A 12085-nucleotide genomic window follows, 5' to 3' on the forward strand; every position below is an offset into this window, starting at 1 on the left:
GCTCGACTTGCATGTATTAGGCACGCCGCCAGCGTTCGTCCTGAGCCAGGATCAAACTCTCCATTTAGGATGTCTTTTCTTTCGATCAAGATCGAAGGGAAAAGAGCATTTGGTTTGACTTGCTCATTACTTTTTTGTATCGCTTTACATTAACCTAAGTTAATGTGGCAGTTTCACTCGTTGTTCAGTTTTCAAAGAACAATTTCTCTTGCTTGCGTTTCGTGCGTGTCTGCCGTATGTCTCAGCGGCGACTCATATAATATATCACGGGTGCCTATACGATTGCAAGTGTTTTTTTTAAAAAATATCATTTCTTTTTAATATAGTGTTTTTCCTTGATGCTCCAAGCCTTGAATCCCTTATATATAAAGGGATAAAGCCGTCCAGAGCTTATTCTGGACGGCTTTATTTAACTATTACATCGACGATTTTACGACCTATACTCTCAATAATAGAAGCTTAATCTATTCCATCTCTACTTAGGATGGAATAACCTCATTGATATGCAAATGGCGCTCTACCGTTAAGTTAATAATAGATCCCTCAATAGAAACCCATGGTCTGGTTGGATGCACATGATCAGAAAACACGATTTCTCCTACCCGTTCATCACTAAGCCTAACCTTTGTTCCATTATGGAACTGCGTCACCTTCTCAACAAACACTCGAACATAAGTCGGATCAAGCTTGCCGAAAGCGTCGCTTTGGATCTGCTCTAGAACTAGATAAGGCGAGACCGCCTTACGATAAGACTTGTTCAAGGTCATAGCGTGAAAAATATCAGCTATTGCTACAATCTTCCCGTACGGATGGATTTTAGCTGCATCAATACCAAGAGGGTACCCCGTTCCGTCTACCCGCTCATGATGCTGAAGAGCAGCCAGCTTGGCGCCATCGTTCAGAGATGCTACATTTTTGAGCATTTGGTAGCCCAGCACGGTATGTCGTTTCATCTCATCCAGCTCTTCTACGGTTAGCGCAGTCGGTTTAGAAAGAATCGAACGATCAATACGCGTATTCCCAAAATCATGAAGCAAGCCGCCAAGAGCAACTTGCATCCATTCTTTTTGAGGAAAGCCGTTCCACTGCGCAATAAGATATGAGGTGAGTGCACAAGCAATGCTATTATGAAGCAAATAATCTCGCTCCATAAAGCTGCGCGGCACAAACGTCAAAATCTGATAGTTCTTAATATGCTGCAGCAAATTCTCCATCTGATTGCGAATATCCATAATAGGGATGCCTTGCGGCGCCGCATGATCATTAAATACTTGTCTCAGCAGCACCAGCATCTTGTCATATTCATCATGCAGGGAAGAAGCAGCAATCGGCTTATCGTCCACTTGTTTGGAGGCAGTACCTGCATTTGCATCTTCAGAAGCTTTAACAGGAACTGCTGGTCCATCAACGGCCACGCTTGAAATGATGAAAGCTCTCAAAATTTCAAGCTCGCGGCCAGCAATAACCTTGCCTTTTTGAAGTAGTACCCGACCTAACGGGGTAAGGACATCTTCACTAATCTTATCGCCTAACTTCACTTGTGATAAAGTCACCGTTGGCACAACGGTTCCCTCCCCATGTCCTGGATTCCCCTGATTTAAAAACTATTCGTTCTCTTGGCTGTCTGAAGGCTGTGAAGCATCAAATTCAGTCGCTTCTCCTTCTTCCAGATCATCGTTTACTTCTTCACTGCGGGCAATACGAGTAACCGTGGCTACTGTGTCTTCATCGCGGGTATTAATCAATTTAACACCTTGCGTATTGCGGCCCATCGTGGAGATGCCTTCCATGCTTGTCCGAATCAATGTGCCTGATGCTGTCATAATCATCAGATCCTCATCGTTTACAACGACCTTCAAGCTGACGATCGGACCGTTCTTATCCGTAACGTTAAGCGTCTTAATCCCTTTACCGCCACGATTTTGAATGCGATATTCGCTCATTGGCGTCCGTTTGCCGTAGCCCTTGGACGTAACGATCAACACATCATTATCATTCATGACGATATCCATATCAATAACAGCATCGCTCTCATCAAGCTGGATACCCTTCACGCCTGTAGCCGATCGGCCCATAGAGCGTACATCATTTTCAGAGAAACGAATCGACATGCCTTCTGCCGTCCCCATAACAATCTCCTGTTGACCGTCTGTCAGCTTAACGCCAATCAGATCATCGTCTTCACGCAGCGAGATGGCAATGAGGCCAACTTTGCGAATGTTGATATAGTCATCGAGAGGCGTTTTCTTCACGACACCTTGACGGGTTGCGAAGAACAGATAATGATTCGGGTCAAAATCCTGTACAGGAATAACCGCATTAATCGTCTCACCCTGCTCGATTTGAATTAAGTTAATAATCGGCGTACCGCGTGCTGTCCGGCTGAGATCAGGAATCTCATAAGCTTTCAGCTTGTACACCTTGCCCTTATTGGTGAAGAAGAGCAAGTAGTGATGCGTATTGGATACAAAAAGATGCTCGACAAAGTCATTGTCCTTCGTATCCATACCAACGACACCTTTACCGCCCCGCTTCTGGCTCCGATAAGTCGTGACCGGCAAGCGCTTGATATAGCCGCTATGCGTAATGGAAATAATAACATCCTCACGAGGAATCAAATCCTCATCAAGAATTTCCTCATCACTAGCCGTAATTTCCGTACGACGCTCATCACCAAAACGATCTCTAAGCTCGTTGAGTTCTGTGCTAATAATAGCAAGTACGAGCTGCTCATCAGCTAGAATAGCTTTGAACTCAGCAATTTTTTGCAGAAGCTCTGTATATTCTGCTTCGATCTTATCGCGTTCCAGACCTGTAAGGCGTTGCAAACGCATATCGAGAATTGCTTGTGCCTGCTCGTGACTCAGATCGAATCGATTGATTAAGCCCTCACGTGCTATTTCTGCTGTTTGGGAACCGCGTATTAACGCAATAACCTCATCCAGATGATCAAGCGCAATCCGATAGCCCTCCAAAATATGAGCGCGAGCTTCGGCTTTCTTCAAATCGTATTCCGTACGACGACGAATAACTTCGATTTGATGCTGCAAATAATGATAGAGCACTTCGCGCAAATTCAGCGTCTTCGGCTCGCCATTAACGAGAGCGAGCATATTAATGCCGAAGTTGGACTGCATTTGCGTCTGTTTATATAAGTTGTTGAGCACAACGCTAGGATTCACATCACGGCGGAGCTCGATAACAACCCGCATGCCCGTACGGTCAGACTCATCGCGCAAATCTGTAATGCCGTCGATCTTCTTCTCCCGAACGAGCTCAGCAATTTTCTCAACGAGACGGGCTTTATTTACTTGATAAGGCAGCTCATACACGATAATACGAGCTTTGTTGCCATTCTCTTCAATCGTTGCCCGCGCACGCATGGTCACCGTTCCACGACCCGTCAAGTAAGCTTGACGAATGCCGCTTAATCCCATAACAATACCTGCCGTTGGGAAATCGGGCCCTTTTACAAAATCGATCAATTCAAGCGGTGTAATATCCGGATTAGCAATAAGCGCCTGTACACCGTCAATGACTTCCCCCAAATTATGCGGAGGAATGTTCGTCGCCATACCTACAGCTATCCCTGTTACACCATTGACTAGCAAGTTAGGAAAACGCGCCGGCAATACCGCAGGCTCCTTCTCTTCACCGTCATAGTTCGGAATGAAATCTACTGTTTCCTTGTTAAGGTCACGCAGCAGCTCCATTGCAACCTTCGATAGACGAGCTTCCGTGTAACGCATGGCTGCTGCCATGTCACCATCAACCGAACCGAAGTTGCCATGTCCATCTACCAGCATATACCTCATTGAGAAATCCTGGGCCATACGCACCATGGACTCATACACAGCCGAATCACCGTGAGGATGATACTTACCGATTACTTCGCCTACAATCCTTGCGGATTTTTTGTGCGGCTTGTCCGGTGACATCCCAAGCTCCGACATTGCGAATAAAATCCGGCGATGAACAGGCTTGAGTCCATCCCTTACATCGGGCAATGCGCGACTTACGATAATACTCATCGCATAATCCATAAAGGAATCGCGCATTTCCGTGCCAATATCACGGTCTTTAATCTGCGAATATTGTTCTTCCGCCATGCTTTACCTCCCTGACGTCTATCTGCAAACCTGTAAACATCATTGTCTCTCTAGTTCTTTCTCAAATAAGACGATACTAAACCTAAATTCCACTAACATAGCCGAAAAAATAGGTTAAACACCGTATTCCGTTACGCTCCGATTGCCATAAACTAAACAAATCCAACTTTTATTATACCACTCATTCGAAACTCTGTCTCCTGTCGGAATAAGAAACGATAGGCTCAGGCAGTGATTTAAAGAAAGGGGAATCAAGCTTGTCTATACAGCGCGTTACTAGCAAATGGGCTAAAACGCAGGTGCTCCTGCGCTCCGAATATTTGCGCGAATACCTGCCTGCCACCAAGCTGTTCAGCAAAGAAAACCTGCTCGCTATGCTCACCGAATACAACATGGTTTATGTTAAACCCGTCAACGGCACATTTGGAAAAGGGGTCATTCGGGTCGAGCGATATGCCGCTCCAGGCCGCGGCTTCCGATACCAGATTGAAACCAGTGTCCGTACGTTCGCCACCTTCGACCAATTGTACAACAGCCTTTATCGCTATCAAGTTGGCAAACGCTACCTCATACAAAGAGGGATCTTCCTGCTTCGCCATCAGAAGCGGCGTTTTGATATCCGAGTAATGGTACAGAAAAATCCGCAAGGCAGTTGGGAAGCAACGGGCATTATTGGCCGCCTTGCTCATCCTGCAAAAATCGTCACCAACTACCATAGTGGAGGCACGCCAATGCCTTTCGAACAGCTCATGAATGGTCATTTGTCCGCATCAGAACAGCAAGCGTATAGACAGCGTTTGAACAAGCTAAGCCTATCCATCGTCCACCAACTGCAGCAAGCTTATCCGCGAATTAAAGAAATCGGTGTCGATATTGCGATCGATACGAAGCTGCGCCCATGGATATTAGAGGTTAACACTTGCCCCGATCCTTTTATTTTCCGCAAGCTTCCCGACAAGTCCGTGTTTCAAAAAATATATCGATACGCCGTTGCCTATGGCCGGTACAAAAGAAAATAGCCGCCACTAGTGCGTATTTCATACTGCGAGCATCGCCCCGTATAAAAACACATTCTAGAAACGGCTATTAATAATTTCAAGCGGCAAACTATGCCGCTGTACTTAAAAGATTCAGCTATTAACCAATCAGCGGCAAGCTAAATATCGAGATTTTTAACGCTTAAAGCATATTGCTGGATGAAGTTACGACGCGGTTCAACGTTGTCGCCCATAAGTGTATCAAAAATCGTATCGGCTTCAATAGCGTCATCAATCGTTACTTGAAGCATGGAACGGCTTTCTGGATCCATCGTTGTTTCCCAGAGCTGGACAGCATCCATCTCGCCCAAGCCTTTATAGCGCTGAATGTTAATTTTGCCGGTTTGACCGAACTCGGCAATAATTTCATCACGTTCCTTCTCGTTCTGCGCATAACGAATGACCTTATTGCGCTCGACTTTATAGAGCGGCGGCTGGGCGATATAAATATAGCCCGCTTCAAGAATTTTACGCATGTAGCGATAGAAGAACGTCAGCAGCAGCGTACGAATATGCGCGCCGTCAACGTCGGCATCCGTCATAATAATGACTTTGTGATAACGCGCCTTCGACAAATCGAAGTCCTCGCTGATGCCCGTTCCAAGCGCCGTAATAATCGCCCGAATCTCCGCGTTGCCGAGAATCCGGTCGAGTCTTGCCCGTTCAACGTTCAGGATTTTACCACGCAGCGGCAAAATCGCCTGGAAGTGACGGTCACGGCCTTGCTTAGCCGAACCACCGGCCGAGTCACCTTCTACGATGTACAGCTCGCTGATCGCCGCATCCTTGGAGGAGCAATCTGCCAGCTTGCCTGGCAGCGAGCTGACTTCAAGCGCACTCTTGCGGCGCGTCAGCTCACGCGCTTTGCGTGCTGCTTCCCGTGCTCTAGCGGCTTGAAGGCCTTTTTCCACAATTTTGCGAGATACAGCTGGGTTCTCATCGAGAAACTCCTGAAGCTTCTCCGCAAGCAGCGATTCGACAATACCGCGAACCTCGCTGTTGCCTAGCTTTGTCTTTGTTTGTCCCTCGAATTGCGGCTCAGGAATTTTGACCGAAATAATCGCCGTCAAACCTTCACGCACATCATCGCCGGAGAAGTTGGAATCATTGTCCTTCAGCAAGTTCGTTTTGCGGGCGTAGTCATTAATAACCCGCGTGAGCGCACTTTTGAAGCCAGACTCATGCGTTCCACCCTCATGGGTATTAATATTATTCGCGAACGAATAAATATTTTCGCTATAGCCATCGTTATACTGGAGGCCCAGTTCAACCTGGATATGATCCTTGGAGCCCTCTACATAAATCGGCGATTCATGGAGCGCTTCCTTGTTGCGGTTCAAAAACTGGACAAACTCATTAAGGCCGCCTTCGTATCTGAACGTATTGGTCATCCCTGTACGCTCATCCGTTAGCGAAATTTCAATTCCTTTATTTAGAAAAGCAAGCTCCCGGATCCGGGACTGCAAAATATCGTATTCATAAACCGTCGTCTCCGTAAAAATCTCCGGGTCCGGCTTAAAGCGAATCGTCGTTCCTGTATCCTCCGGCGATGTCTCTCCAATGACCTTAATATCTGATTCCGGTGCTCCGCGGCGATATTCCTGCTGATGAATTTTCCCCTTCAGCTTGACGGTTGCAACTACATGCTCCGACAAAGCATTAACGACAGAAACACCAACCCCGTGCAAACCGCCGGAAACTTTATAGCCTTCTCCGCCAAATTTACCGCCGGCATGAAGAACGGTCATAACGACTTCAAGCGTAGATTTCTTCAGCTTGGCGTTCTCGCCGACAGGGATACCCCGTCCGTTATCGACTACGGTAATACTGTTATCTTCATGAATCGTCACATTAATTTCAGTACAATAGCCAGCAAGCGCTTCGTCGATACTGTTATCGACAACTTCCCATACGAGATGGTGTAGTCCCTTGCTGCTTGTGGAGCCAATATACATACCAGGGCGCTTGCGGACTGCTTCCAGTCCCTCTAGCACCTGGATCTGACTCTCGTCATACGTATGCTGCGGATTCAAAGACATTAATGCTCACTGCTCCTCTCAACTGCTCTTGCTACACGTTATTCTGGCCCTTGTCAGCCATTCGCTACAAAATGATGAGCTCGCTTCTTCAAGGTGGAGGATGAAATTGGCGAATAATAGATTTTCTGCTTCGTCACAACGATGGATTTCGGCTCCTCTTCGCCAATCGTCTCCACATCCTTGCGCTTGCGAGCGCCTGCAACGAACTGCTTGGATAACTTGGAGGATTGCTCTATGGATATATCGAAAATGGCTACCAGCTCGGCAGCCCGAATAATTTTCTCGCCGCCCAAATGGATATACATGCTCCCCCACCTCCCGATCGTTTGCGCTTATCCGCGCGTCACTTGGCCTTCACGCACATTATAGATACAAGCGTCCTGCAGCTTGCTAATATTGACGCTCTCAAGCCCGGTTGTCGTGATGAACGTCTGCACCTTGCTCTGAAATGTTTCAATGAGCTGCGTCTGCCGGTGCTGGTCAAGCTCAGACAGAACATCATCAAGAAGCAGCAGCGGATATTCCCCAATCTCCTCAGCAATCAGCTCAATTTCTGCCAGCTTTAGCGAGAGTGCGGTTGTGCGCTGCTGTCCCTGGGAACCATATACAGATGCCTCTTTGCCGTTAATAAAAAAGGCCAAATCATCGCGATGAGGCCCAACGAGCGACATCCCTCTGCGAATCTCCTGCTCTTTCACTTGTGTTAACTTTATCATAAATTGCTCAAATAAAACAGATTCATCTTCCGGCTCGCCGCTGCCAAGCGATGGGCGGTAGGTAATCGTGAGCTGTTCGCTGCCAGCCGTAATGCCAGAATGGATCTGCTCAGCCCAGCGCTGCAGTTTATGTATGAAGTGTTCCCTTTTTTTCATAATTTTAACACCTAGCTCGGCAAGCTGTGTATTCCATACATCCAGCATCGTCTGCTGCATGGAGCCAGGAGAAGCAGACTTAAGATAGTTGTTGCGCTGTACAAGCACCTTGCCATATTGCTGAAGGGTATGCAAATAGCCGGGCTGCACCTGACCGATTTCCATATCCAGAAACCGTCTGCGTACACCCGGCGTGCCTTTTACAATTTCGAGATCCTCCGGCGCGAACATGACCACATTCAGCGACCCGATGAAGTTGCTCAGCTTACGCTGCTCCAACCCGTTAATTTTCGCTTTCTTGCCCTGCGTCGACAGCAGCAGTTCAAGCTGTGCCGTACCATAGCGCTTATCTACCATGCCTTGCAGACGAGCCGAATCCGCTTCCCAGCCAATCAGCTCCTTGTCCTTCGACGTACGGTGCGATTTGGTGAGGGCAAGCGCAAATATCGCTTCCAGCAAATTCGTCTTGCCCTGGGCGTTCGGACCAACGAACAGATTGACCTGATTATTCGTCTCCAGCTCAAGCTGTCCGTAGTTGCGGTAATTTTGCAAATGAATATTTTTTAAAAACACGTCTGCTGCCCCTCCCGGTCCTTAGCTAATCGTTATGAACCGGTAACAGTAAAGACGCCGAAGCCTTCTACTTCGACACGGTCCCCGACATACAGCTTGCGTCCACGTCTATTATCCGTCTCGCCGTTGATCGTAATCTTGTTCTCCTGCAAAAAAAATTTAGCTTGTCCACCTGTGGATATACAATCGGACAGCTTTAAAAACTGCCCCAACGGAATATATTCGGTGCGAATGGCAACTTCCTTCATCGTGGCTTGCCCACCTTCCTCTTCTCGAGCTCTATCCAGTCTTTTCGCCAGCCTTCTCGCGAGGCTGCTACGTTGTTGTCCGGTAAGGCAAAATAACGTACATGTTGTACGAATGATCGGTCGGCTTAATGATAATCGGGCTCATAGCACCTGTAAAGCCGATGAAAATTTGCTCGCTGTCAATTACTTTGAGCACATCAAGCATGAATTTGGAGTTGAAAGAAATGCGAAGCGGCTCGCCTTCAAATTTTTTGGCATCGATTTGCTCGGTTACGCGGCCAAGCTCGGTCGAGCTTGAAGAAATTTCAATGGAATTGTCATCAAGCGTAATCAGACGGACAATATTTGTCTTCTCTTCACGCGACATCAAATAAGCGCGGTCGATCGCATCCATCAAATTTTTTGTATCGACGACAAGTTCTGTTTTGTACGTTTGCGGAATAATCTTGGAAGTATCCGGGTACATGCCATCGAGCATGCGCGTATAGAACAGCACATTGCCAAGCTTGAACATAACTTGGTTGTCGGCGACGACAATATCCACGAGTGCATTTTGCTCAGGGACAAGCTTCGACAGCTCGACCAGTGTTTTCGCAGCAATAATGACATTGGAGAAACGATATTCCGGATCGGTTTCGGTATGCGCATTGCGGCTTGCCAGACGATGGCGGTCTGTTGCTATAAATTTCAGCTGCTGGTTGTTAAGCGTCCATAATACGCCGGTCAATACAGCGGTTTGCTCATTGGTGGAAGCTGCTAATACCGTTTGGCGAATCATCGTTTTCAACAAATCGCCTGGCATTTGAAATAAACCGTTCTCTTCAATAGACGGCAAAATTGGAAATTCCTCTGGATCAAGACCGACCATCTGGATGTCGGAGGAGCCGGAGCGGATCATCGTCTGGAACTGGGCGCCAACCTGAATTTCTACATTATCGGATGGCAGCTTTTTAATAATCTCGACAAAAAATTTAGCAGGGAGTACAACGCTTCCCGGTTTATCCACATGTGCAATAAATAAATTATCGCGTTCTACCGGGATGAAGCTTTGAATAGATATTTCAGTATCGCTTGCTGTTAAGGTTACACCTTGATGGGTAACATCTATTTTGATTCCGCCGAGAATCGGAATGGCTGGTCTGGAGGAGATAGCTTTCGCTACCTGCTGGATCGCATCGTTTAACTCATTTTTTGAAATCGTTAATTTCATAATTTCTCTCCTATATCCGCAGGGAGACATTCCGAATCATAGTGGATGTTCCACGAATGTCTTATTCCGCTTATGGATGATGTTTTTTTAAAGATTTTTAGTAGTCGTAGTAGTAGGGGGCCTGAATATGTGGATAAGCGGGACAAGTGCTGATAGATCAAGCCTATCCACATGTGCATAGACTGTGTATAGGCTTGTGTTCGTTTTCCGTATAAAAGTGGATAACTTTTCAGCGCAATATGCCCTTCTTAACGGCTTACGTATGATTTTTGATTTTTTCAGTTAGGTTTTGCAAAATTTTGTACAGATCCTGGTCAATTTTAAGCTGCTGCGTAATTTTCTCATGGGCATGAATGACCGTCGTATGGTCCCGGCCGCCAAAAGCTTCGCCAATCTTCGGCAGCGAGTGGTCCGTCAGCTCGCGAGAGAGATACATGGCGATTTGCCGCGGATATGCCACAGCTTTCGTCCGTTTGCGCGCCTTAAACTCCTCAAGCCGCAGCCCATAAAACTCCCCAACCTTCTGCTGGATCTCGTTAATGGTAATCAGCTTCGGCCGGCTTGAAGGAATAATATCCTTGAGCGCTTCCGCTGCCAAATGGGAGGAGATATCCTGATTAATGAGCGAGGAGTAAGCGACAACCCTGATCAGAGCGCCTTCCAGCTCACGAATATTCGTATCGATCTGGTTAGCGATATAAACCATCGCTTCATTGGGAATATCCAGATTTTCGGCCTTGGCCTTCTTGCGCAAAATCGCAATTCGCGTCTCCAGATCAGGCGCCTGGATGTCGGTAATCAAACCCCATTCAAAGCGGGAACGAAGGCGTTCTTCCAGCGTCGGAATTTCCTTAGGCGTACGGTCGCTGGAGATGACGATCTGCTTGCGCTCTTCATGAAGCGCATTAAAAGTATGGAAAAACTCCTCTTGCGTCCCGTCTTTACCGGCCAAAAACTGAATATCGTCAATAAGCAAAACGTCGATATTCCGGTATTTATTGCGGAAGCTTTCCCCACGGTTGTCACGAATCGCGTTAATAAATTCATTGGTGAATTTCTCCGACGAAATGTACATGATCTTCGTATTGGGGTTGTGATCCTTAATATAGTGGCCGATCGCATGCATCAGATGCGTTTTTCCAAGGCCAACGCCGCCGTAGAGAAACAGCGGATTGTAGGCTTTGGCCGGTGCTTCGGCTACCGCAAGCGATGCCGCATGGGCAAAGCGATTGTTGGCGCCGATAACGAATGTCTCGAACGTATATTTGGAATTCAGCACATGCGTATGGCTTTCTTCCTGAACGACGGGCACATCCATTGCTCTGGGCTGAACCATAGCTGCCGGCTCGGAGCTTCGCGCCTCTTCAATGGAAAAACGCACATCGACCTGTCTGCCTAGAAATTCAAACAGGGTTGTGCGAATTAGTTTTGTATAACGGCCTTCCAGCCATTCAGCTGCAAATGTTGTCGGTGCCGTAACTTCAAGCAAAGTATCATTCACGAACGAAGCTTTGGTTGCCTTAAACCAAGTGTCAAAACTCGGCTTGCTCAGCTTCGTCTGAATAATTGACAACACTTGCTGCCATATATCATAAGCATGGCTGTCCACAGACGTCACTCCTTATCAAAATCGCCGAAACGGCGCAATTAAGCCATATTCTGTCGAATGAATGTCATTTTTCCAAGGAAAACATCCACAATATGAAGAAATGAAAACGGTTGAGTTATAAATAGGGGATTAACTTGTTCACATTTTTATCCACAGGCTGTTAATAAGATTGAGGATAAAGGGAAGGTATCCACATATAAAACATAACTATCATAGCAAAAGATCCCTTGTATTTCAACGGATTCGAAGATTTTATCCACATATTCAATAGCTTGTGTATAAAAGTTGCACACAACACTAGATATTGTTTATATCTTGTTAAGATTTCGACAAAGTTCGTAAGTCGGCTGAAAAAGTTGTGCACAGCTTATTCATTTTCTACAAAATC

9 protein-coding genes and 1 rRNA gene are annotated in these 12085 nt (G+C 46.7%); 1 reads left to right on the forward strand and 9 read right to left on the reverse strand.

Annotation, left to right across the window (positions count from 1 at the left end):
* The 3 genes from WH37_RS31130 to gyrA form a co-directional block, all read right to left on the reverse strand.
* Positions 1–67, reverse strand: a 16S ribosomal RNA gene (locus WH37_RS31130); the annotation flags it as partial.
* Positions 68–479: 412 nt separating this feature from the next.
* Positions 480–1562: an HD-GYP domain-containing protein gene (locus WH37_RS31135; protein WP_046234556.1), complete on the reverse strand. Its 1083-nt coding sequence runs from the start codon at positions 1560–1562 to the stop codon at positions 480–482.
* A 42-nt stretch (positions 1563–1604) separates the two neighbouring features.
* Positions 1605–4109 (reverse strand): DNA gyrase subunit A, encoded by a 2505-nt coding sequence (gene gyrA / locus WH37_RS31140; protein ID WP_046234557.1) that lies wholly within the window; start codon positions 4107–4109, stop codon positions 1605–1607.
* Between the two features lie 257 nt (positions 4110–4366).
* Between gyrA and WH37_RS31145 the strand changes: the two genes are divergently transcribed.
* Entirely contained in the window at positions 4367–5128 is a 762-nt protein-coding gene (locus tag WH37_RS31145; protein ID WP_082111095.1) for a YheC/YheD family protein, read from the forward strand.
* Between the two features lie 137 nt (positions 5129–5265).
* Here WH37_RS31145 and gyrB read toward each other — a convergent pair whose 3' ends face one another.
* From gyrB to dnaA, 6 genes are all read right to left on the reverse strand, one after another.
* Complete coding sequence (gyrB, locus tag WH37_RS31150; protein ID WP_046234559.1) at positions 5266–7185, reverse strand: DNA topoisomerase (ATP-hydrolyzing) subunit B; 1920 nt, start codon at positions 7183–7185, stop codon at positions 5266–5268.
* A 53-nt stretch (positions 7186–7238) separates the two neighbouring features.
* Entirely contained in the window at positions 7239–7490 is a 252-nt protein-coding gene (gene remB, locus WH37_RS31155; RefSeq protein ID WP_028608695.1) for an extracellular matrix regulator RemB, read from the reverse strand.
* Between the two features lie 27 nt (positions 7491–7517).
* Positions 7518–8630 carry a DNA replication/repair protein RecF gene (gene recF, locus WH37_RS31160; RefSeq protein WP_046234560.1) on the reverse strand — a complete coding sequence of 371 codons (1113 nt, stop codon included), beginning with the start codon at positions 8628–8630 and terminating at the stop codon, positions 7518–7520.
* 32 nt (positions 8631–8662) lie between these two features.
* Complete coding sequence (yaaA, locus tag WH37_RS31165; protein WP_046234561.1) at positions 8663–8878, reverse strand: S4 domain-containing protein YaaA; 216 nt, start codon at positions 8876–8878, stop codon at positions 8663–8665.
* Positions 8879–8945: 67 nt separating this feature from the next.
* Positions 8946–10088, reverse strand: a complete 1143-nt coding sequence (dnaN, locus tag WH37_RS31170; protein WP_046234562.1) for a DNA polymerase III subunit beta — start codon at positions 10086–10088, stop codon at positions 8946–8948.
* 256 nt (positions 10089–10344) lie between these two features.
* Positions 10345–11697 carry a chromosomal replication initiator protein DnaA gene (gene dnaA, locus WH37_RS31175; protein ID WP_046234563.1) on the reverse strand — a complete coding sequence of 451 codons (1353 nt, stop codon included), beginning with the start codon at positions 11695–11697 and terminating at the stop codon, positions 10345–10347.
* Positions 11698–12085: the final 388 nt, after the last annotated feature.

The sequence above is a fragment of the Paenibacillus algorifonticola genome (assembly GCF_000971975.1).
Lineage (GTDB): Bacteria > Bacillota > Bacilli > Paenibacillales > Paenibacillaceae > Pristimantibacillus > Pristimantibacillus algorifonticola.

Excerpts from the sequence above, each read along its gene's own strand:
- gyrA (WP_046234557.1), bottom strand. The coding sequence starts at position 4,109 with ATGGCGGAAGAACAATATTCGCAGATTAAAGACCGTGATATTGGCACG.
- dnaN (WP_046234562.1), bottom strand. The coding sequence starts at position 10,088 with ATGAAATTAACGATTTCAAAAAATGAGTTAAACGATGCGATCCAGCAG.
- gyrB (WP_046234559.1), bottom strand. The coding sequence starts at position 7,185 with ATGTCTTTGAATCCGCAGCATACGTATGACGAGAGTCAGATCCAGGTG.
- remB (WP_028608695.1), bottom strand. The coding sequence starts at position 7,490 with ATGTATATCCATTTGGGCGGCGAGAAAATTATTCGGGCTGCCGAGCTG.
- yaaA (WP_046234561.1), bottom strand. The coding sequence starts at position 8,878 with ATGAAGGAAGTTGCCATTCGCACCGAATATATTCCGTTGGGGCAGTTT.